This is a genomic window from Streptomyces sp. DS1-CR2, assembly GCF_055760475.1.
On the sequence record NZ_CM147085.1, the window covers coordinates 6135354 to 6158076 of the forward strand.

Here is a 22723-nt window from a genome sequence, read left to right on the forward strand (position 1 = left end):
GTGACGGGATGACCGGAAGGCAGCCTTCAACCTCCTTCGCTTTGAGCCATGTTGAGCCATGTTGAGCCATGTTGAGCCCCGGTTGGGCCCCATATACGACGAGAGCCCGCCCTTCGTCCGCGGGGGACGGGAAGGCGGGCGTGCTCGTGGTGCGGGGAGCCGCGAGGGGTGCGGCTCGCGGCGGCAGCGTCAGGCGGCGTTCTTGATCGCCGAGATGTCGAAGGTCAGCTTGATCTTGTCCGAGACGAGGACGCCGCCGGTCTCCAGGGCCGCGTTCCAGGTCAGGCCCCACTCGGAGCGCAGGATCTCGCCCTTGCCCTCGAAGCCGACGCGCTCGTTGCCGAACGGGTCCGTCGCAGAGCCGTTGAACTCGAGGTCGATCGTGATCGGCTTGGTGGTGCCGAGGATCGTCAGGTCGCCGGTCATCCGGTAGTCGTCGCCGCCCAGGGACTCGGCGGAGGTGGAGCGGAACGTCATCGTCGGGAACTCGTCCGTCTTGAAGAAGTCGGAGCTCTTCAGGTGGGTGTCACGGTCGGCGGAGCCGGTGTCGATGCTGTTCATCGTGACGTCGATCGACGCGGTCGACTTCGCCGGGTCCGCGCCGTCCAGGTGCAGGGTGCCCGACGACTCGGTGAACGAGCCCTTGACGTTGGTGACCATGGCGTGGCGGGCCACGAAACCGATCGTGGTGTGCGCGGGGTCGATGGCGTAGTCGCCGGTCAGCGCGGCGAGGTCGGGGCCGGTGGCGGCGGGGGTGGCGTTGTCGTTCTTGCGGCCGAAGAGACCCATGACTGCTCCTTGGGGACGGGGCGTGGCGGGGGAGTCAGTTGAATGTTTAATGTTCAACGAGAGCGACTGTAGCGCCGTTCTGTTCAACTTTCAACATCAAACATCTTGTGTCTACTCGATTACACCGTGTCGCTGTCCGACGCGCTCTGGCGGACGCGCGTAGAACTCGGGCACTATCTCCTTGCTCCACCTGCACAGCCGTCTCACAGTCAGCACGGTCACCAGCAGGAAGGACCTCCTCCTCATGAGAATCCGCTCGGTCGTGAGCGCCCTCGCGCTCGTACTCGGCGCCCTCTTCGCCCCCGGCTTCGGTGTGTTCAGCTCCGCCACCGACGCCCAGGCCGCCACCAAGATCAGTCATGCCACCGCGACCTCGATGTTCCGCCAGGTGGGCATCACCTGGTCGTCCTCCGGCGGCTGCTCCGACCGCAACAACCCCACCTGTACGTCCTTCGAGCAGCTCAACCTCGCCACCGCCCAGGGCGCCCAGACCCTCAAGCGCGCCACCGGCTGCGCCCTGAACATCACCGGCGGCACCGAGACCGGCCACGCGAGCGGCACCTACTCGCACTGGAACGGCTACAAGCTCGACTACGGCAAGAACACCTGCGTGACGAACTACATCAAGAACACGTTCACGTACATCGGCCTGCGCGGCGACGGAGCCCCGCAGTACAAGTCGGGCTCCGGCAACATCTACGCCGACGAGGGCAGCCACTGGGACGTCCTCTACTACAACTGCGGCGGCTGCTGAGCCAACCGGCGCCCGCAGGCGCTGACTTGGACTTCCGGGCGGCGGTTGTTGGACTGCCGCCGCCCGGAAGCGCCGAGTCCGTTGACCGGCCGCGCCCCGCGCCGATACCCAGTCCCCTATGTCACGAAGATCTCGCGCCGCCTGCGCGGTCGCAGCCGCCGCCGCATCGTCCGCCGTGTTCGCCCTCACGGGCCCCGTACTGCCGGCCGCCGCCGACCCCGCGCCCGCCGTGGCGCAGGCCGTCATCGGGTCCGCGCAGCTGTCCGTCGCCGTCGCCGACGACTTCCCGCGCGTCCTGACGTACACCGACCGCGCCTTTGGGGCCGAGCTCCTGGGGAGTACGAGGCCGGTGGACAAGGTCACGCTGAACGACAAGGCGTACACGGTGGCCGTGAAGGGCGCCCCGGTTCTCACCGGGTCCAAGGCCTCGTACACGCTGACCTTCCCGGATCTCGCGGGCGTCGAGATCGACGCCTCGCTCAGCGTCAGCGGGCGCGCGACGACCTTCAAGGTGACCGCCGTGCGGAACACCGCGGCCTTCCGGGTCGGCACGATCGACATACCCGGGCACGACCTTGTCTCCGTGGGCAGCTCGGACGGCGGCGCCGAGACCGCGTTCACGACGCTGGACAACGACTCGACGCGCACCGCCGACGTCTTCGGCAAGGTCACGGCGGACACCACGGCCGACGCCTCGCCCGTCGGCGCCTCGTACGCCCTCGTCAACACCGGGCGGCTCGCCGCCGCCGTCGAGTCCAACTCGGCGTACGACAAACCGAGCGGGAAGACGGGCGGCGACGACGCCCGCTTGTGGCATCAGGCGCGCAAGTCGGCCGACGGCTCCACCCGCGTCGGCGTCTGGTCGGGCCAGTGGACCTACCGCGGCGAAGGGGCCCCGGCGCCGGACAAGGACCTGCCGTGGGCCAAGGTCGTCGTCACCCCGGATGCGAACGGCGACGGCAAGGTCGACTGGCAGGACGGTGCAGTCGCCTTCCACTCGATCGGCGTGAAGGCGAAGGGCAGCGACGGCACAGCCGACCGGGTCATCACGCACATCCCGTTCAACTTCGCCAGCCAGGCCACGCACCCCTTCCTGCGCACGCTCGACGACGTCAAGCGGATCTCGCTCGCGACCGACAACCTCGGCCAGTTCGCCCTGCTCAAGGGCTACGCCTCCGAGGGCCACGACTCCGCCCACCCCGACTACGGCGGCAACACCAACAAGCGGGTCGGCGGCCTGAAGGACCTCAACGCGCTGCTCAAGGGCGGCAAGAAGTTCGGCACCAGCTTCGGCGTGCACGTCAACGCCACGGAGGCGTACCCCGTCGCCAAGCACTTCAGCGGCGACCTCGTCGACCCGAAGGCGCCGGGCTGGAACTGGCTCGACCAGAGCTACTACATCGACCAGCGCCGCGACATCAACAGCGGTGACCTCGCCGCCCGGTTCAAGCAGCTGCGGGACGAGACCGACCCGAACCTGACGACGATCTACCTCGACGTGTACTACACGCACGGCTGGATCGCCGAGAAGACCGCCAAGGCCGTCAGCGACCAGGGCTGGAGCCTGGCCACCGAGTGGGCCGACAAGTTCGAGCGCCAGTCCCTGTGGTCGCACTGGGCCAATGACCTCGACTACGGCGGCGCCACGAACAAGGGCCTCAACTCGAAGATCATCCGCTTCATCCGCAACGGCGAGAAGGACGTCTGGAACAACGACCCGGTCCTCGGCCAGAGCGCCATCGCCGAATTCGAGGGCTGGACCGGCGAGAACGACTGGAACGTCTTCTACGACAACGTCTGGCAGCGCGACCTGCCCGCCAAGTTCCTCCAGCACCAGCAGATCACCCGCTGGAACGGCAACGACATCACCCTCACCGGCGGCCTCCGCGGCACCGTCGAGGACGGAAAGCGCACCTTCTACGACGGCGGCAGGAAGGTCCTCGACGGGACCTCCTACCTGCTCCCGTGGGACGGCGGCAAGAAGCTCTACCACTACAACAAGGACGGCGGCACGACGAGCTGGGCCGTGCCCGGCTCCTCGTACACCGTCTACAAGCTCACCGACAACGGCCGCGTGAAGACCGGCACCGTGCGGGCCTCCGGCGGCAAGGTCACGCTGAACGCCGACGCGAAGCAGCCGTACGTCCTCTACCCGGCGGACAGGACACCAGAGGCGCTCGACCCGGCCTGGGGTGAGGGCACGCACCTCAAGGACCCCGGCTTCAACGACGCCCGCCTCGCCGCCTGGGACAAGGCCGGCACGGTCAAGCGCGACACCGACGACCACGGCCGCAACAGCGCCGCGCTGAGCGGTCCCGGCACCGCCGCGATCGAGCAGCGCGTGAGCGGACTCGACGCGGGCAAGCGCTACTCCGCCTCCGCCTGGGTCGAGGTCGAACCCGGCAAGTCCCGCCGTACGACGCTCAGTGCGGGCGGTAAGTCCGTCGCGGTCGAGCGCTCCACCCTGGAGAACAGCGTCGCCTCGAACGACTGGGGCGGCACCTACCTGCAGCGCGTGAAGGTCAACTTCACGGCGCCCGCGAACGGCCGCACCACGCTGCGGATCGAGGCCGCCAAGGGCTCGCCCGCGAAGGTCCGTATCGACGACGTACGCCTGGTGGGCAACGCCCCGGCGACCAAGCCCGGCACCGTCGTGCACGAGGACTTCGAGGACGTCGACATGGGCTGGGGCCCCTTCGACAAGGGCGACGCGGGCGGGGTCACGGACCCGCGCACGCACATCGCACAGAAGAACGCTCCGTACACCCAGGCCGGCTGGAACGGGAAGCTCGTCGACGACGTCATCGGGGGCGACGAGTCCCTGAAGTCCCACGAGGAGAACACCGGCGTCGTCTACCGCACCTCGCCGGCCGACGTGCCGATGGCGGACGGGCACGCCTACAAGGTCGCGTTCGACTACCGGTCCAGCCACGCGGGCGCCTACCAGTGGGTGAGCGGATACGACCGGATCGCCGCCGACGGCACCCCCGACCAGGTCGAGACCGCGAGCACCCAGATCGGCCAGCAGCGCACCACGGGCCACTACGAGGGCACCGTCACGGCGGGCTGCGGCGACACCTGGACCGGCCTGCGCAAGCTCGAAGGCGCCCCGGACGGCGCCGACTTCGTGCTCGACGACTTCACCGTCACCGACCTCGGCCCGGCCGGGGAGAAGGCGGCCTGCGGCACCCTCGCCCTGAAATCGGACGAGACGCTGGAGCCCGGCGGGAAGAACAAGGTCGAGGCCACCTTCACCAACTACGAGGCGAGCGAGGTCAAGGGCGCGTCCCTCTCGCTCGACCTCCCGGAGGGCTGGCAGGCCGAGCCCGTGGGCCCGGTCGCGCTCGACCCGGTCGCACCCGGCGCCAAGGCGACGGCCACCTGGCAGGTCATCCCGCCGGTCGACGCCAAGTACCAGCCATACCAGTTGAGTTCGAAGGCCGTGTACACCGTCGGGGACAGCGCGCGGACGCTGACCGCGGGCACCGCCGTGCGCACTCTCCCGCCGCCGCCCACCACGGACACGTACGCCAGTGACCTGGACTGGACGGCCATGGAGAACGGCTGGGGCCCCGCCGAGAAGGACCTGGAGAACGGCGAGACCGGCGCCGGCGACGGCAAGCCGCTGACCGTCAACGGCACCGTCTACGCCAAGGGCCTCGGCACCGCATCCCCGGGGAAGATCCGCTACTACCTGGGCGGCCGCTGCACCTCGTTCACCGCCGAGGTGGGCCAGGACGACTCGCAGGGGACGCGCGGCAGCGTGCAGTTCTCCGTCGAGGCCGACGGCGCCCAGAAGGCCCGGTCGCCGGTCCTCAAGGCCGCCGACAACGCCTGGTCCCTGAGCGCCGACGTGACCGGCGCCAAGTACGTCGACCTGATCACGGGCGACGGCGGCGACGGACCGGGCAACGACCACGCCGACTGGGGCGACGCCCGCTTCCACTGCGGCAGCTGATCCCACCGAGCCCCGGGGCCCCGCTCCCAGCGGCGGGGCCCCTTCCGCACACACCGTAGACAGTGCTTTCTACGTGGTGGGTAACCCCCCGTGCCCCCAGCCGGACGGCCGGGGGCGCGGGGGCAAGGACCGAGAAACCAGCACGGCAACTGGTGGATTGGCCTCTCCCCGCGCAGGGCGCGAGGACCGCTCCATGCGCGCCGCGGGAGCGGCCGGGCTTGGGCAGGGTTCTGCTTCACCGCGCTCCGCCCTGATTGCGACCAGGGTCTTACGTGCGCTCCGCAAGCGTGTACCTCGCGTGTGCGAGGGCCCCCGGTCCGGGGGCGGATGGTGCATACGATGCCGTCAGGGCGCGGCGGCCTCGGTCGAAGTGGTCGCCACGGGCCGTAGGCTGCGGCTGCGTGTCACTCCGGGGGCGGCATGTGTGAGCCATCGGTGTGAGCTGACTCTCAGCTGAGCCATTTGTGTGACCCCTACAAGGCAGCAGGGCCCTGAGCAGTCACTTCGCCTGCATGGCGATGGCGTTCTGTTCGGGGGTACCAGGAAAACGGGCCGGAGACTGTTCGGAGTCGACGGGCCGTTTTGCTTGGTTGCCTTCGTAAGGTCGCTACATGACCGTTTTGGACGACACCGCCTCAGCCGGTTCCCCCGGGGATGAGCCCACCGACGCCCGTGGACGTGTGGCCGAGTTGCACGCGATCCGTGAGCAGGCGCTGCGCGGGCCCAGTGACAAGGCGACCGAGGCCCAGCGTGCGAAGGGCAAGCTGACCGCGCGTGAGCGGATCGAGCTGCTGCTCGACGCGGGATCGTTCAACGAGGTCGAGCAACTGCGCCGGCACCGGGCGACGGGTTTCGGCCTGGAGGCCAAGAAGCCCTACACCGACGGTGTCATCACCGGCTGGGGCACGGTCGAGGGCCGCACGGTCTTCGTCTACGCGCACGACTTCCGGATCTTCGGCGGCGCTCTGGGTGAGGCCCACGCCACCAAGATCCACAAGATCATGGACATGGCCATCGCGGCCGGTGCCCCGCTGGTCTCCCTCAACGACGGCGCGGGCGCCCGTATCCAGGAGGGTGTCTCCGCTCTCGCCGGTTACGGCGGCATCTTCCAGCGCAACACCAAGGCGTCCGGGGTCATCCCGCAGATCAGCGTGATGCTCGGCCCGTGCGCGGGCGGTGCGGCCTACAGTCCCGCTCTGACCGACTTCGTGTTCATGGTCCGCGAGACCTCGCAGATGTTCATCACCGGACCGGACGTCGTCAAGGCAGTCACCGGCGAGGAGATCACCCAGAACGGCCTGGGCGGCGCCGACGTGCACGCCGAGACCTCGGGCGTGTGCCACTTCGCGTACGACGACGAGGAGACCTGCATCGCCGAGGTCCGCTACCTCATCTCGATGCTGCCCTCCAACAACCGCGAGAACCCGCCGGCCGTGGCGTCCGAGGACCCCGCCGAGCGCCGCTCGGAAGTCCTGCTGGACCTGGTCCCGGCGGACGGCAACCGCCCGTACGACATGGCCAAGGTCATCGAGGAGCTCGTCGACGACGGCGACTACCTCGAGGTCCACGAGCGCTGGGCGCGCAACATCATCTGCGCGCTGGCCCGTCTGGACGGCCAGGTCGTCGGCATCGTCGCCAACCAGCCCTCGTCCCTCGCGGGCGTCCTGGACATCGAGGCATCGGAGAAGGCTGCACGTTTTGTGCAGATGTGCGACGCTTTCAATATTCCGATCGTGACCTTCCTCGACGTTCCCGGGTTCCTGCCCGGTGTCGACCAGGAGCACGGCGGGATCATCCGGCACGGCGCCAAGCTCCTGTACGCGTACTGCAACGCCACCGTTCCCCGGATCTCCCTCATCCTGCGCAAGGCGTACGGAGGTGCCTACATCGTCATGGACTCGCAGTCGATCGGTGCCGACCTCACCTACGCCTGGCCCACCAACGAGATCGCCGTGATGGGTGCCGAGGGCGCCGCCAACGTCATCTTCCGCCGTCAGATCGCCGAGGCCGAGGACCCCGAGGCCATGCGCACCCGCATGGTCAAGGAGTACAAGGCCGAACTCATGCACCCGTACTACGCGGCCGAGCGGGGCCTTGTCGACGACGTCATCGACCCCGCCGAGACCCGCGAGGTGCTCATCCGCTCCCTCGCGATGCTCCGCACGAAGCACGCCGACCTGCCTTCGCGCAAGCACGGCAACCCCCCGCAGTAACCCCACAAGGAGATCACTGCACATGACTGCACACGACATCCGCGTTGAGAAGGGCCACGCCGAGCCCGAGGAGGTCGCGGCCCTGACCGCGATCCTGCTGGCCCGCGCCGCCGCCGCATCGACCGACAGCCCCGCCCTGCGCGGCCGCGACAAGGCCGGCTGGCGCCGCCTGGAGCGCCAGCACGGCTTCCGCGCCCCGCACAGCTGGCAGGGCTAGGCCGGACGGGCATGCGGCCCGTCCGGCCTCTCAGGACGGGCCCACAGCGCGAAAAAGCCCCCGGTGACCCAAAGGGTCCCGGGGGCTTTTCCATGCCTGGAGGCGCCGGAGGCTACCGGAGGCGGGCCATCAGCGCGTGCTCCACGAGCGTGATGAGCGCCGACTTCGCATCCGCGCGGTGACGGGCGTCGGTCGTGATGATCGGGGTGTCCGGGCCGATCTGGAGCGCCTCACGGACCTCGTCCGGCTGGTACGGCTGGCTGCCGTCGAAGCCGTTGAGGGCGACGACGAAGGGCAGTCCGGAGTTCTCGAAGTAGTCGACGGCCGGGAAGCAGTCGGCGAGACGGCGGGTGTCGACGAGCACGATGGCGCCGATCGCGCCGCGCACGAGGTCGTCCCACATGAACCAGAAGCGGTCCTGACCGGGTGTACCGAAGAGGTACAGGATCAGGTCCTGGTCCAGGGTGATGCGGCCGAAGTCCATGGCGACGGTGGTCGTCGTCTTGTCCCCGGTGTGGGTGAGGTCGTCGATGCCCGCGGACGCGGATGTCATGACGGCCTCGGTGCGCAGAGGGTTGATCTCCGAGACGGCGCCCACGAAGGTCGTCTTGCCGACGCCGAAGCCGCCCGCCACCACGATCTTCGCGGACGTGGTGGAGCGGGAAGGCCCTCCGCTAGAGCTTGCGAAGTCCACTGAGCACCCTTTCGAGCAAAGTCACGTCTGGCTGGCCGCCGGCGTTCTCTTCGCCGCCGGGCTGATGAATGGCGACCAGGCCCGCCTCCGCCAAGTCGGCGACGAGAATCCTGGCCACGCCGAGGGGGATGCTGAGCAGGGCCGAGACTTCGGCCACTGACTTGATCTCTCGGCAGAGGGTGCAGATCCGCTGGTGCTCGGGCAACTGGCCCTGCAACTGGTGCGGCTGCGCGGTGGTGTGCACCAGCGCCTCGATGGCGAGCTGGTAGCGCGGCCTGGTGCGGCCACCCGTCATGGCGTAGGGACGCACCAGGGGATTGTTGGCGGCCGGTGCGGGGCTGTCGGGGCGCCGCTGCGGCTGCACGGGCTGGATGCGCGGTGCCGACGGCTGGTCGTACGGCCCCGGCTGCCGCGGCTGCGGCGGGTGCGGGGGCGCGTACGGCTGTCGCCGGTGGCTCGGCGCGGAGGGGAAGTTGTACCGGTTCGGCGCATCACCCTGACCCTGCTCCTGACCCTGACCCTGGCCAGGCCCGTAGGACCAGTTCGCCGATGAACCGCTCGGGGGTGTTGCAGAACCAGCCACGCTTTCCTCCTCCAACTGTGCCGGGCACCATCACCGTGGAGCCGCGTCCCGAAACCTTACGGCTACGGAACGCGAAATCGCACCGTCTGTCTGTCAGTTGAGAAGGCTCCCCTGAAGCTCGGCCCGCAGGTCGGGAGTGAGAACCGTCCCCGCACGGTCGACAAGAAGTGCCATCTCGTACCCGACGAGGCCAATGTCCGCCTCCGGGTGTGCGAGGACCGCGAGGGAAGAACCGTCGGAGATGGACATAAGGAAGAGGAATCCTCGCTCCATCTCCACAACTGTCTGGTTCACGCTGCCGCCCTCGAAGATGCGGGACGCGCCCGCGGTCAGCGAGGTAAGTCCCGAAGCGACGGCCGCCAGCTGGTCGGCACGGTCACGCGGGAACCCTTCGGACATCGCCAGAAGGAGTCCGTCGGCGGAGACCACCACCGTGTGGGACACCCCAGGGGTGTTGTCCACGAAGTTGGTGATCAACCAGTTCAGGTTCTGTGCCGCCTGGCTCATCGGGCTCACACTAACGCTCCTGGTTGTAGGTGCTGTCAGGACCACTGTGCTGATTCGTGGCCTGGCCGTTCGTGTCACTTCCTGCTTCGCGTCCCCGCTGCACGCCACGGCGCAGGTTGCTCAGCCTGCCCCTGACGTCCTCAGGCGCGCGGGAGACCTGGGGGCCGCCCTGCGGGGTCGATTCCGCCGTGCCCTCGACCAGGTTGGCCTTGGGCACCCGGCGCGGCAGACCGGAGGAGGTGACTCCGCCCGCCTTGGGCTTGCGGAGCTGCTCCGCGCGGACCCAGCGCTCGTCGTTGGACGAACGCCAGTCGTCGGGGCCGCTGCCGTCGCCGCTGCCGTTGTCCTGGGTGGTGTTGTCGCCGCGGTCGGGCGCCGGCGTCGCCGCCGGGGCCTGGCGCTGCGGCCCGCCCGGACCGCGCATCGGAAGACCGGCGTCGGTGAGCGAACGCGCGGCGGACGGGGTGGGCCCGGCCGGCGCCGCGGGACCGTGCGGGTCGAAGCCTACGCGCTCCTGCTGACCGGCGTCAGCGCGCTGCGCGGATTCCGCTTGAGCGCTGCGCTCGGACCGGTAGGACTCCTGATAGCCGTCCTGCGCCTGCCAGCCGCCCTGCTGCGAGCCGCGCAGCGGCGAATCACCGAAGGCCGAGTACGTCTCCTGGACGGGTTCCGTATAGGCGTCCTGGGACGCGTAGCCGTCCTGCGGCGCGAAGAACGAGTCGTTGTAGGAGCCGTTCTGCGGCTGCTCGTCGTACGTCTGCCGGCCCTGCGCATAGACGGACGAGGGATCCTCGTACGCCTGCTGCTGATGGTTGTCGTACGCGGGCTGCGCCGGAGCGTAGGTGGTCTGCTGCTGCTCGTACGGGTCCTGCCCCTGCGCCGCCGTGATCTCGTCGCGGAACAGGGGGCGGTCGTCGCCCGGCTCACCGGTGTGCGCCTGGGCCTCCAGGGCCGCGCGGCGCTCCTCGCGCATCAGCGAACGGCCGACCGGGTCCAGGTCGCGCAGGTCGTCGGGGACCTCGCCGTAGCGGCTGTCGTCGAAGCCGAGCTCCGCGGCGGTGCGCAGCGGGGCCGGCTCGTAAGCCGACTGCGACGGGATCATCGACGAGACGGTGAACTCGGACTCGGGGAGGTGCTCGCCGCTGCCACCGTGGGTGATGACGTCGGGCAGCATGACGAGCGACGTCGTGCCGGCCTGCTCGCCCGAGGGGCGCAGCTGGACGCGGATGCCGTGCCGGTCGGACAGGCGGCCGACCACGAACAGGCCCATGCGCTGCGAGATCGCGGCGTCCACCGTCGGCGGGTTGGCCAGCTTGTGGTTGATGTCCGCGAAGTCCTCGGCGGTGAGGCCGATGCCCTTGTCGTGGATCTCGACCATGACGCGGCCGTCGGGGAGACGGGTCGCGGTGACGCGGACCTTGGTCTGCGGCGAGGAGAACGTGGTGGCGTTCTCCAGGAGCTCGGCGAGCAGGTGCACGAGGTCGGTCACCGAACGGCCGTGGATCTCGGCCTCCGGCACACCCGACAGCTCGATGCGCTCGTACTGCTCCACCTCGGAGGCGGCGGCGCGCAGGACGTCGACCAGCGGGACCGGCTGGTCCCAGCGGCGGCCAGGCTCCTCGCCGGCGAGGACGAGGAGGTTCTCACCGTTGCGGCGCATACGGGTCGCGAGGTGGTCCAGGCGGAAGAGGTTCTCCAGCTGGTCCGGCTCGGCCTCGTTGTTCTCCAGGTCCGTGATGAGGGTCAGCTGGCCCTCGATCAGGGACTGGTTGCGGCGCGACAGGTTGGTGAAGATCGCGTTGATGTTGCCACGGAGCAGGGCCTGCTCCGCGGCGAGGCGGACGGCCTCGCGGTGCACCTGGTCGAAGGCGCGGGCGACCTCGCCGATCTCGTCCGTGGAGTTGATCGGGATGGGCTGCACACGGGTGTCGACGCGGCCCGGGTCGGTGCGCGAGAGCTGGTCGACGAGCATCGGCAGACGCTGCTCGGCGACGTCGAAGGCGGCGGTGCGCAGGCGGCGCATCGAGCGGCTCATCTGGCGCGCCATCATCCCGGCCAGCGCGAACGCGGCGAGCAGGGCGACCAGGACGACCGCACCGGTGACGAACGTGGACTGCTTGGCGTCGTCGGCGATGCCGGAAGCCTCGTTCACCGCCTTGTCGGCGAGGTCGGACTCGATGGTGCGGTACGCGTTGAACTTGGCGGTGTTGACCGCCCACCAGTTCTCCGCCGTGACGCCGTCCTGCGCGATGGCGAGGCGGGCGCTCGGCTGCGTGGTGGGCAGCGTCGCGATGGCGGCCACCATGTCGGTGGGGTCGGCCGGCGGCGGGACGTAGGTCTTGCCCTGCGCCTTCGCGGCCGCGACGGCCTGCTTCGCCTGCTTCGCGCCGTCGATCGCCAGCTGCTTCTGGGCGGCTGCGAGCTTGTCGACGTCGGCCTGCGTGCCGCCGCCCTTGTACTCCTCGACGGCGATGCCCTCGAGGTAGGCGTAGGAGGAGAGCGCGATCTTCTGCTTGCCGAAGGTCTCGGCCGTCGGGCCCGGCTTGACCAGCAGGTGCATTCCGATGGACCGCTCAAGGGAGAGCGCGGCCTTGGAGAGCGAGATGGCGTAGACCGTGCGGCCGTAGCTCGTGATGTTTCCGGTGCCGAGGCCGAGCTCGTTGGCGAACTCCATCAGCGGGTGCTGGATGCCGACGTAGCCCTCTTCGGTCTGCACGGCGGGGAGCTTGCTCGTGTACGCGGCGGCCCGCAGCTTCTCCAGGCCGGGCTCGACCTGACGGAACTGCGTGAGGCGGCGCTCCAGGCCTTCCTTTGCCGGCATGTTCTTCGCGGCGGCGTCGAAGGCGTCGGCGGCCTCGTTCGTCGTCTCGCGGGCCTTGACGACCTTCGGGTCGTTCTTCTTGCCGAGCAGGAGAGGGGCCGCGGAGATGTCGCGCTCCTCGATCAGGCTGTTGGCGTACGTCAGGGACGCCTGCACCAGACGCGCGGTGTTCTCCGCGTCCTCGGCCTCGTTCCAGGTGTCGATCGAGCCCTTGACCTGGAAGCCACCCATGATCAGACCCACGAGCACGGGTATGAGCAGGATCGCGTTCAGCTTGGTGGGCACACGCCAGTTGCGCGGCGACATCCGGCCGCCGGACGGCGCCGGGGGCGCCTCGTCCCGTGGCACATGCGCGGCCGGCGCCGCTGCGCGCGGCGGCGGGGTGAAGTTGCCCCGCGCCGACGACGGCTCGGGACTGCTCTTGCTTCGCCTCACTCGACCAACAACCTCTCGGCGTCGGCACTTACGCTGTGCCGCTGTCTCCAGGCCCTTACCTACTGGGCAGTTCAGCGCATTCCAGCACGTCAGGCGGTTCTCTTCCAAACACTGGGAACCGGAACCTCCGAGTGACGTATGCCCCAGATAAAACGGTCATAAAGAGCGAGCCCCGCCAAAAGGCGGGGCTCTTGTGCGCACAGTGGAACCGGGTGTGCGCGACCTGTGTCTGAGGCGCTGGAATTCTCTGTCGAAACGTTATGAACACGGAGGCCGACCGTGTCAAAGGACACAGCGGTCTCCGGGCGCACTACGGCAACTGCCGTATGGATCTAGCCACTTGATGGCGGGTTTTTCGGCGGCAGAGCTACTTCAGGCGGGCCATCAGCGCATGCTCGACCAGCGTGATCAGGCCACTCTTTGCATCCGCACGGTGTCGGGCGTCCGTGGTGATGATCGGGGTGTCCGGGCCGATCTGGAGCGCCTCGCGCACCTCGTCGGGCGTGTAGGGCTGGTGACCCTCGAAGCCGTTGAGGGCGACGACGAAGGGCAGTCCGGAGTTCTCGAAGTAGTCGACGGCCGGGAAGCAGTCGGCGAGACGGCGGGTGTCGACGAGCACGATGGCGCCGATCGCGCCGCGCACGAGGTCGTCCCACATGAACCAGAAGCGGTCCTGACCGGGTGTACCGAAGAGGTACAGGATCAGGTCCTGGTCCAGGGTGATGCGGCCGAAGTCCATGGCGACGGTGGTCGTCGTCTTGTCCCCGGTGTGGGTGAGGTCGTCGATGCCCGCGGACGCGGATGTCATGACGGCCTCGGTGCGCAGAGGGTTGATCTCCGAGACGGCGCCCACGAAGGTCGTCTTGCCGACGCCGAAGCCGCCCGCCACCACGATCTTCGCGGACGTGGTGGAACGGCCGCCTCCGCCGTTAGAGCTTGCGAAGTCCACTGAGCACCCTTTCGAGCAAAGTCACGTCTGGCTGGCCGCCGGCGTTCTCGTCGCCACCGGGCTGGTGGATGGCCACCATTCCCGCTTCCGCCAGGTCCGCGACGAGGATCCGGGCCACACCGAGAGGCATCGACAGCAGGGCCGACACCTCCGCCACCGACTTGACCTCTCGGCACAGGTGGCAGATGCGCTGGTGCTCGGGGAGCAGCCCTATCAGCTGGGCCGGGTCGGCGGTCGTGCTGACGAGCGCCTCGATGGCGAGCTGGTAGCGCGGCCGTGTCCGGCCACCGGTCATCGCATAAGGACGCACCAGCGGCTGGTCGCCCTCAGGACCGTACGAGGCGTGCGGAGACACGCCGTACGGGTCGTGAGAGGCGGTGGGCGGGGTCATGGATCCTCCGGGCGGGACAGCAGGTGGTCTGCGTGCCGTCTGACGGGGCCGGTGGGGGACGGTGACGGCCTGACGGTGCGGTCATACGTGCGTGTGGGGGAGGGCGTGACTAGTGCAGCAGGCTGCCCTGCAGTTCGGCGCGGAGATCGGGGGTGAGCACGGAACCCGCACGGTCCACGAGCAGCGCCATCTCGTAGCCGACGAGGCCGATGTCGCACTCGGGGTGCGCGAGCACCGCGAGCGACGAGCCGTCCGAGACCGACATGAGGAAGAGGAACCCCCGCTCCATCTCCACCACGGTCTGGGCCACCGTGCCGCCCTCGAAGATCCGGGACGCGCCCGCGGTCAGCGAGGTGAGGCCCGAAGCGACGGCGGCCAGCTGGTCGGCGCGGTCCCGGGGGAACCCCTCCGACATGGCGAGCAGCAGGCCGTCCGCGGACACGACGACGGTGTGGGAGACCCCCGGCGTGTTGTCCACGAAGTTGGTGATCAACCAGTTCAGGTTCTGTGCCGCCTGGCTCATCTGGGTCAACTAACGCTCCTGCTGGTGAGTGGGGCTGGGGAAGCTGCCGGTCTGGCCCGTACCGGCCTGGCGACCCTGCTGGATGCCCCGACGGAGATTGGTCAGCCGGCCGCGAACGTCATCAGGCGAACGCGAGACCTGCGGACCGGTTTGGTGCTGTTGCTGCTGAGCCGTACCCGCGACGAGGTTCGCACGCGGGACGCGACGCGGAAGCCCGGAGACGGTGACTCCGCCGGCCGAGGGCTGGCGGACCCGCTCGGCCTGGCGGCCGAGCTCGTCGTTGGGCGACTGGCGCCAGTTGGCGGGCGCCTGAGCCTGCTGGGGCGCCGCGGGTGCGGCGGCCGCCGGGCGGGCGGGCGCGGGGGAGGCGGCGGGCGGCTGGGGCTGCTGCGGCGAGCGCTGCGGCAGGCCGCCCGGCCGGCCGTTGTTCTGCTGGGGTGCGGGCGCCTGCGGCCGGTCCTGCTGGCCCGGCTGCTGGCCGTGGAACCAGTTGGTCTCAAGGGTGTCGAAGAGAGGCGTGCGGCCGTCGCCGGGTCCGGCGGGCGGCAGGTCGTCCTGCCGGCCGGGGGCCTGCGGCTGCGCCGGGAAGCCCTGGTCCTGACCGCCCTGGACGGGCGGTCGCGGCATCGAGAAGTCCGCCGCGTCCCGGGAGCCGAGCTGCGGCAGGTCGCGGGCGGGACCGCCGGGGCGGCCCAGCGGCTGGCCCTGGCCCTGTCCCTGCTGCGGCTGCCCGAAGCCGTCGCCGCCGGGGAACTGGCCGTCCTGGCGCGGATGCCCGGAGTTGTTCTGACCGGGGGCCGCGAACTGGCCGGTGGCGGACGGGTCCTGAGCGCCGGGGCGCAGACCGTCACCGAAGCCGGGCGCCGCGAACTGGCCGCTCTGGTGGTTGGGGTTCTGCGGCTGGTTCTGGGGGTGCTGGTGGTTCGGGTTCTGCGACTGGCCCTGGTGGCCGCCGAAGACGTCGTTACGGACGAACGCCCCCGTGTCCTGGCCCTGACCCTGACCGTGGTCGTGCGGGGCGGGCCCGCCGGGACGGGGCCCGTCGAAGTCGGGCCGGGCGAACTCGGCCGTCGAGCCGGGGCCCTGGCGGTCGTCCACCCGCGGGAACTGCGACGTGGAGTCCGGCTCCTCGTGCCCGCGAGGCGCGTCCAGCGAGGCGCGCGGCACCGGCGGCTGCGCGTCGTCGTTGCCCCAACTCGGCACGCGCGGCTGGGGGTTGTTGCCCCCGGGCAGCTCGGCGCGGGGACCGCCACGCGGCGGCAGGACCGGCCGGCGGCCCTGCTCGGGCGCCTGGTTCGTACGCTGCTGGGGCGGCACGGGACCGTTCTGGCCCGGGCCCGGGCCCTGGCCGAGGCCCTGGCCCTGCGGCTGACCCTGGCCGGGACCGCCCTGCAGACCCTGCGCGCCGAACGCGCCGGCCGGAGCCGGACGACCCTGCTGAGGCGACTGCTGCGGCTGCTGGGACTGAGGTGCCTGCGGGCCACCGGCCTGCGGGCCGCTGCCGTCACGGCCGGGCAGCGCAGCGCGCGGACCCGAGCCCGCGACCTGCGGACGCGCCGCGCCGGGACCTGCACCGAGCCGGCCCGTGCCACCGGGGCCACCCGGACCGCCCTGCGCACCCGGGCCGACCCCACGCCGTGCGGCGGCCACACCGGCGGCGGCCTGCGCGGCGGCGGGACCACCGGAGGCGGCACCGGGACCGGGCTTGCCAGGAGCCTTCTTGCCGCCCTGGGCGACGTCGACGGGCAGCATGACGAGGGCCGTCGTGCCACCGGAGTCGGACGGGCGGAGCTGGATACGGATGCCGTGACGCTGCGACAGACGGCCGACCACGAACAGACCCATGCGGCGCGAGACCGACACGTCCACGGTGGGCGGCGACGCGAGCCGCTCGTTGATCGCGGCGAGGTCCTCCGGGGAGAGGCCGATACCGGTGTCGTGGATCTCGATGAGCACACGGCCGTCGGGCAGCGCGTGACCGGTGACCTTGACCTTGGTCTGCGGCGACGAGAACGAGGTCGCGTTCTCGAGCAGCTCGGCGAGCAGGTGCACGAGGTCGTTGACGACGCGTCCGGCGACCTCGGTCGTGGGGACCGAGGCCAGCTCGATGCGCTCGTACTGCTCCACCTCGGAGGCGGCGGCGCGCAGGACGTCGACCAGCGGGACCGGGCGGGTCCAGCGGCGGCCGGGCTCCTCACCGGCGAGAACGAGGAGGTTCTCGCCGTTACGGCGCATGCGGGTCGCGAGGTGGTCGAGCTTGAACAGAGAGGACAGCTGGTCGGGGTCGGCCTCGCGCGACTCCAGCTCGGAGATGAGCGAGAGCTGGCGCTGGATAAGACCCTGCGAACGGCGCGAGAGGTTGGTGAACATCGCGTTGACGTTGCCTCGCAGCAGGGCCTGCTCGGCGGCCAGACGGACCGCCTCGCGGTGCACGTCGTCGAAGGCCGAGGCCACCTGGCCGATCTCGTCGCGCGAGTGCACACCGACGGACTCGACGGAGGTGTCGACGTCCTGCGGGTCCGACTCGGACAGCTGCTTGACCAGCTCGGGCAGCCGGTCCTGGGCGACCTTGGTCGCGGTGTCCTGGAGCCGGCGCAGCGAGCGGATCATGGACCGGGCCACGACGAACGCGCCGACGAGCGAGACGCCGAGGACGAGCAGGATCAGCGCACCGTTGATGATGGCCGTGCGCTCGGACTCGTTGCGCAGCTCGCGGGCCTGCTGCTCCATCTGGTTGAGCAGCGTCAGCTCGATCTTCGACATTTCCTGCAGACGCTGGCTGTCCGCGTCGACCCAGTCCTTGTAGGACCGCTTGTCCTGGATCCTGATGCCGCCCTCCTGGCTGAGGGCACGGCGGGCGTACTGGTCGGCGGCCTTGATCGTCGCGTTGCCCGAGTCGATGGGCTTCATCAGCTCGGTGGCGGCGACGTTTCCGTAGACGGAGCTGAAGCCCTTGAGGTCGGACTCCTGGTTCTCCAGCGCGGACTCGCCGTAGCGGCGGTCGGTCTCGGAGAGCTTGCCGAAGTCACGGTCGTTCGGGGGCAGGGCGGCCGCGATGACGGCGCGCTGCACGGACGCGTACTCCTTGGCGGAGGAGAACGACGCCAGGGCGCGCGTGCGCTTGATCATCTCGGGGTTGCTGGTCGCCTGCGCCATGTCGGTGGACAGCGACAGGAGCTGCTCGACGAGGCGGCTGTAGGCGTCGATCGTCTGGGACGAGGTGCTGCGGTCCTTGAACGCGTCCTGCCGGATGCCCTTGAGATTGTTGAGCTGGCCGGCGATCTGCGTGACGTGGTCCTGCACACCGTCGAGACCGCTGTTGCTGGTCCCGTCGGTGATCTCGTACGTGCCTTCCATGAAGGCCTTGCGCGCGCGGTCGGTCTTCTCGCGCGCTCCCTTGACGGTGTAGTCCTCGGTCGCCTTGCCGCCGTTGGCCAGCGGGCCCGCCGACTGGTCGCGCTCCTCCTGGAGCGCGGACGCGAGCTCGGTGGCCTGCTTGGTCATGTCGGTCAGCAGCTTCATGTTGTCGAGCTGCTGGATGTCGCTCATCGACTCGCCGATACGCAGCGCGCCGAGGGAGGTCGCGGCGACCACGGGGAGGGCGAGCAGCGACACCAGGCGGGTGGAGATACGCCAGTTGCGCAGCGCTATTCGCGAGCCGGGGCCGCTCGGGCTCTTCGGCTTCGCGGCGGCCTTGGGCGCGGCCGAGGAGGCGGTACTGCCCTCGACGGAGGCGGTCCGGCCCGGGTTCTGGGCGTGCTGGGGCGAGGAACTGCCTGTCATCGGGCCAGTCCCGCCGCGCGGCTCCGGCTCCGCCGCAGCGCTGCCATCCCTGTTCTTACGTCCCTGCACTAGCGTCGCAACCTCTGGACCAGGCGTCCCCCGCGTGCGCGGACGGGACGGTGTCGGCGTAGTTCGGGGGCGAGCGAACACGCCCCCTTCGGTCGTCGGTGACCGGCGCTGCTCCCCCTTCCCGCCGCGACTCGGCGCTGCGTTGCGCCCCGTGCGCGCCGGCTCGATCTCGCGGCGGTCCCGCGAATTCCAGCACAGTGCAGGATCTCCAACAAGGGCCGAGCGTCAGCGCGGGACGAGTGTGACGCCGTGTGAGGGGTGTGTCACGAGACGTAGAAAGTGATCTCGTCGATAAGGGACTTTTGCTGACGTTCCACCTACGCCCCGGGGGTGCCCCAGTCGCCATGATCGGGAGCGGAATGGTGGCTTCAGTGGCGGAATGCCCGTTTCGGTACGGCGCACTTCGGGTCCGAATTGAAACTTTTGCCCGCCCTCTGGTGAGGAAACTCACATGAAGAACATCGTCTCTTCCTGTCTTTCGACGGGAATCAGATGTTTAGCCTGACGCTTTACAGGGATGGCGAATCCGACAACCGGCGCCCTGCGGGCGCCCGCACCGACAAGGTCACGAGCGACACATGAAGACTGTGAAGTCCGCGATGTTCCGCAACATCGCCAACCCGCGGCGTACGACGCTGATGCACCTCAAGGACGCCGACGAGCTGCAGGCGGCACCGGAGCAGCCGGAGTACTCCGTCGACCTCCCCGCGCAGACCGCCAACCCGCGCCGCGCCATCCTGATGGAAGCACCGGAGACGACTCCGGCGGCATGAGGAAGCGCCCCTGAAACACGCGCCCCGAGGGCGCGGGACCGTGCGATGTGCGGCTCCGCCGCGTGGGCGCGACAAGTCCCCACCGGCGGTGCGCCGCAATACAACGGGATGGCGCCCGCGCGCCCGCGTTAGCCTGAAGCGTCACACTCCACCAGGCACAAGCAAGCAAAGGGGCGCAGCCAACCCGTGCGCATCGCCAGATTCTCCATCGACGGCAATGTCGCCTTCGGCGCGGTCGAGGGCGACAAGCCTGACGAGCTTGTCCTCGACATCATCAAGGGCATCCCGTTCGCGGACTTCGAACTCTCCGGCACGAAGGTCCCGCTGAGCAAGGTCAGGCTTCTGCCGCCGGTGCTCCCGAACAAGGTCGTCGCCTTCGGCCGCAACTACGCGGAACACGCGAAGGAACTGGGCAACGAGGTCCCGGACGCCCCCTTCGCGTTCTTCAAGCCGTCCACCTCGGTGATCGGCCCCGGCGACCAGATCGCGTACCCCTCCTTCTCGCAGGAACTGCACCACGAGGCCGAGCTCGCCGTCGTCATCGGCCGCATGTGCCGCGAGGTCCCGCGCGAGCGCGTCAAGGACGTCATCCTCGGCTACACCTGCGCGAACGACGTCACCGCGCGTGACGTCCAGAAGCGCGAGAAGCAGTGGGCCAGGGCCAAGGGCTTCGACACCTCCTGCCCGCTCGGCCCCTGGGTGGAGACGGACCTCGACCCCAGCGACCTGACGATCCAGTGCACGGTCAACGGACAGCAGCGCCAGCTCGGCCGCACGTCCCAGATGATCCACTCGATCGAGGACCTGATCGTCAACATCTCCGAGGCCATGACGCTGCTCCCCGGCGACGTGATCCTCACGGGCACCCCGGAAGGGGTCGGCCCGCTCAACGTCGGCGACGAGGTCGCCGTCACCATCGAAGGCATCGGCACTCTCACCAACAAGGTGATCAAGCGTGGCTAACGCGAACTCCCCCCAGCTCTCGAATCCGCTCGACCAGGGGGTACCCCCTCGCGTACGTTTCTGTCCGTCCCCGACCGGCAACCCCCACGTGGGCCTGGTCCGCACGGCGCTGTTCAACTGGGCCTACGCCCGGCACAACCAGGGCTCCCTGGTCTTCCGTATCGAGGACACCGACGCGGCCCGCGACTCCGAGGAGTCGTACGAGCAGCTCCTCGACTCGATGCGCTGGCTGGGCTTCGACTGGGACGAGGGTCCCGAGGTCGGCGGCCCCCACGCGCCGTACCGCCAGTCGCAGCGCATGGACATCTACCGGGACGTCGCCGAGAAGCTCCTGGCCGCCGGCCACGCGTACCGCTGCTACTGCTCCACCGAGGAGCTCGACGCCCGCCGCGACGCCGCCCGCGCCGCCGGCAAGCCCTCCGGTTACGACGGCCACTGCCGCGACCTGAGCGCCGAGCAGATCGCCGCGTACGAGGCCGAGGGCCGGCAGCCCATCGTCCGCTTCCGCATGCCCGACGAGGCGATCACCTTCGAGGACCTGGTCCGCGGCGAGATCACCTACCAGCCGGAGAACGTCCCGGACTTCGGCATCGTCCGCGCGAACGGCGCCCCGCTGTACACGCTGGTCAACCCGGTCGACGACGCCCTGATGGAGATCACCCACGTCCTGCGCGGCGAGGACCTGCTCTCCTCCACGCCCCGCCAGATCGCCCTCTACAAGGCGCTCACCGAGCTCGGCATCGCGAAGCTCATCCCCGCCTTCGGCCACCTCCCGTACGTCATGGGCGAGGGCAACAAGAAGCTCTCGAAGCGCGACCCGCAGGCCTCGCTCAACCTCTACCGCGAGCGCGGCTTCCTGCCCGAGGGACTGCTCAACTACCTGTCCCTGCTCGGCTGGTCCTTCTCGGCCGATCAGGACGTCTTCTCCATCGAGGACATGGTCGCGAAGTTCGACCTCGCGGACGTCAACGCGAACCCGGCGCGCTTCGACCTCAAGAAGGCCGAGTCGATCAACGGCGACCACATCCGCATGCTGGACGCGAAGGCGTTCGCGGCGGCCTGCGAGCCGTGGCTGCGCGCCCCGTTCGCCAACTGGGCGCCCGAGGACTTCGACCAGGCGGCCTGGGAGGCCATCGCCCCCCACGCGCAGACCCGTGTGACGGTCCTGTCCGACATCACGGCCAACGTCGACTTCCTGTTCCTCAAGGAGCCGGTGGAGGACGAGGCGTCCTGGACCAAGGCGATGAAGGGCGACCCGGCCGGCCTCCTGAGCTCGGCCCGCGCCAAGCTCTTCGCCGCCGACTGGACCTCCGCCGATGCCCTCAAGGAGGCCGTCCTGGCCGCCGGCGAGGAGCACGGCCTCAAGCTCGGCAAGGCGCAGGCCCCGGTCCGCGTCGCCGTCACCGGCCGCACGGTCGGCCTGCCCCTCTTCGAGTCCCTGGAGATCCTCGGCAAGGAGAAGACCATGGCCCGCATCGACGGCGCCCTGGCGAAGCTGGCGGCGCAGCAGTCTGGCTAAGCTCGGACACATGCCGATCCGCGCGGTCCTGTGGGACGTAGACGACACGATCTTCGACTACGCGAACGCGGACCGCGCGGGAATGCGGGAACACCTTCGGGCCGAGGGCCTGGCCGACGGATTCGCCTCCGTCGGCCAGGCCCTCGCCCGTTGGCGCACCCTCACCCAGGAGCACTGGGCGCGCTTCGAGTCGGGCGAGACCGACTGGGAGGGGCAGCGCCGCGATCGCGTACGGGCCTTCGTGGGGCGCGGCGCCGACGGCGCCGCCACCATGGGTGACGCCGAGGCCGACGCCTGGTTCGGGCGCTACATCGTCCACTACGAGGCCGCCTGGGCGCTGTTCCCCGACACCGTCCCCGTGCTCGACCTCCTCGCGGACCGCTACCGGCACGCGGTCCTGTCCAACTCCTCGCTGCACAACCAGGACCGCAAGCTGCGCGTCCTCGGCGTCAGGGACCGCTTCGAGGCCGTCGTCTGCGCCGCCGAACTCGGCGTGGCCAAACCGCAGGCCGCCGCCTTCCACGCCGCCTGCGAGGCCCTGGAACTGCCCCCGCGCGAGGTCGCGTACGTCGGCGACCAGCCCGACACCGACGCCCGCGGCGCCGAGGAGGCGGGGCTCACCGGCATCTGGCTGGACCGTGCGCGGACCGGCGGCCGTCCCGAACTCACGCGCATCACGGCGCTCGACCAGCTCCCCGCCCTGCTGGCCCCGGATACCCGTTTTGGAGCGCCGTCCACCTTCGGGTAATGTTCTTCCTGCGCCAAGGGAAACGGGCCGACAG

General features: G+C 69.8%; 17 protein-coding genes. 8 read left to right on the forward strand and 9 right to left on the reverse strand.

Translation table 11 applies throughout. The features are described 5' to 3' along the window. Nucleotides 1-189: 189 nt before the first annotated feature. Entirely contained in the window at nucleotides 190-789 is a 600-nt protein-coding gene (locus ACY0PA_RS29265; RefSeq protein WP_473080542.1) for a YceI family protein, read from the reverse strand. Nucleotides 790-1033: 244 nt separating this feature from the next. On the opposite strand from ACY0PA_RS29265, the gene ACY0PA_RS29270 reads away from it, so the two are divergent. From ACY0PA_RS29270 to ACY0PA_RS29285, 4 genes are all read left to right on the forward strand, one after another. Further along, nucleotides 1034-1543: a hypothetical protein gene (locus tag ACY0PA_RS29270; protein ID WP_473080543.1), complete on the forward strand. Its 510-nt coding sequence runs from the start codon at nucleotides 1034-1036 to the stop codon at nucleotides 1541-1543. Nucleotides 1544-1661: 118 nt separating this feature from the next. Then, nucleotides 1662-5501 (forward strand): endo-alpha-N-acetylgalactosaminidase family protein, encoded by a 3840-nt coding sequence (locus tag ACY0PA_RS29275; protein ID WP_473080544.1) that lies wholly within the window; start codon nucleotides 1662-1664, stop codon nucleotides 5499-5501. A 611-nt stretch (nucleotides 5502-6112) separates the two neighbouring features. Then, the gene (locus tag ACY0PA_RS29280) at nucleotides 6113-7714 is read left to right on the forward strand and encodes an acyl-CoA carboxylase subunit beta (protein ID WP_473080545.1); all 1602 of its coding nucleotides are present in this window, start codon (nucleotides 6113-6115) and stop codon (nucleotides 7712-7714) included. Between the two features lie 22 nt (nucleotides 7715-7736). Continuing rightward, complete coding sequence (locus tag ACY0PA_RS29285) at nucleotides 7737-7931, forward strand: acyl-CoA carboxylase epsilon subunit (protein ID WP_473080546.1); 195 nt, start codon at nucleotides 7737-7739, stop codon at nucleotides 7929-7931. Between the two features lie 112 nt (nucleotides 7932-8043). Here ACY0PA_RS29285 and ACY0PA_RS29290 read toward each other — a convergent pair whose 3' ends face one another. The 8 genes from ACY0PA_RS29290 to ACY0PA_RS29325 form a co-directional block, all read right to left on the reverse strand. After that, nucleotides 8044-8625, reverse strand: a complete 582-nt coding sequence (locus ACY0PA_RS29290; protein ID WP_054239772.1) for a GTP-binding protein — start codon at nucleotides 8623-8625, stop codon at nucleotides 8044-8046. Continuing rightward, complete coding sequence (locus ACY0PA_RS29295; protein WP_473080547.1) at nucleotides 8606-9208, reverse strand: DUF742 domain-containing protein; 603 nt, start codon at nucleotides 9206-9208, stop codon at nucleotides 8606-8608. The genes ACY0PA_RS29290 and ACY0PA_RS29295 overlap by 20 nt, the downstream gene beginning before the upstream one ends. Before the next feature lie 93 nt (nucleotides 9209-9301). Beyond that, complete coding sequence (locus ACY0PA_RS29300; RefSeq protein ID WP_100595178.1) at nucleotides 9302-9715, reverse strand: roadblock/LC7 domain-containing protein; 414 nt, start codon at nucleotides 9713-9715, stop codon at nucleotides 9302-9304. A gap of 10 nt (nucleotides 9716-9725) precedes the next feature. Then, a complete protein-coding gene (locus tag ACY0PA_RS29305; RefSeq protein WP_473080548.1) occupies nucleotides 9726-12971 on the reverse strand; it encodes a sensor histidine kinase in 3246 nt (1081 codons plus the stop codon). A gap of 367 nt (nucleotides 12972-13338) precedes the next feature. After that, nucleotides 13339-13920, reverse strand: coding sequence for a GTP-binding protein (locus tag ACY0PA_RS29310; RefSeq protein ID WP_100595019.1), 582 nt, complete (start codon nucleotides 13918-13920; stop codon nucleotides 13339-13341). Further along, on the reverse strand, nucleotides 13901-14311 hold the full coding sequence (locus tag ACY0PA_RS29315; RefSeq protein ID WP_100595020.1) for a DUF742 domain-containing protein: 411 nt from the start codon (nucleotides 14309-14311) through the stop codon (nucleotides 13901-13903). Before ACY0PA_RS29315 ends, ACY0PA_RS29310 begins: the two co-directional genes overlap by 20 nt. A 109-nt stretch (nucleotides 14312-14420) precedes the next feature. Next, a complete protein-coding gene (locus tag ACY0PA_RS29320; protein WP_067164664.1) occupies nucleotides 14421-14834 on the reverse strand; it encodes a roadblock/LC7 domain-containing protein in 414 nt (137 codons plus the stop codon). A 9-nt stretch (nucleotides 14835-14843) separates the two neighbouring features. After that, nucleotides 14844-18686 (reverse strand): sensor histidine kinase, encoded by a 3843-nt coding sequence (locus ACY0PA_RS29325; protein ID WP_473080549.1) that lies wholly within the window; start codon nucleotides 18684-18686, stop codon nucleotides 14844-14846. A gap of 578 nt (nucleotides 18687-19264) precedes the next feature. On the opposite strand from ACY0PA_RS29325, the gene ACY0PA_RS29330 reads away from it, so the two are divergent. From ACY0PA_RS29330 to ACY0PA_RS29345, 4 genes are all read left to right on the forward strand, one after another. Further along, nucleotides 19265-19459 carry a hypothetical protein gene (locus ACY0PA_RS29330; protein WP_356288319.1) on the forward strand — a complete coding sequence of 65 codons (195 nt, stop codon included), beginning with the start codon at nucleotides 19265-19267 and terminating at the stop codon, nucleotides 19457-19459. A 186-nt stretch (nucleotides 19460-19645) separates the two neighbouring features. After that, a complete protein-coding gene (locus tag ACY0PA_RS29335; protein WP_329569980.1) occupies nucleotides 19646-20422 on the forward strand; it encodes a fumarylacetoacetate hydrolase family protein in 777 nt (258 codons plus the stop codon). After that, nucleotides 20415-21941, forward strand: a complete 1527-nt coding sequence (gene gltX, locus ACY0PA_RS29340) for a glutamate--tRNA ligase (RefSeq protein ID WP_473080550.1) — start codon at nucleotides 20415-20417, stop codon at nucleotides 21939-21941. Before ACY0PA_RS29335 ends, gltX begins: the two co-directional genes overlap by 8 nt. Nucleotides 21942-21951: 10 nt before the next feature. Continuing rightward, entirely contained in the window at nucleotides 21952-22689 is a 738-nt protein-coding gene (locus tag ACY0PA_RS29345) for an HAD family hydrolase (protein WP_473080551.1), read from the forward strand. Nucleotides 22690-22723: the final 34 nt, after the last annotated feature.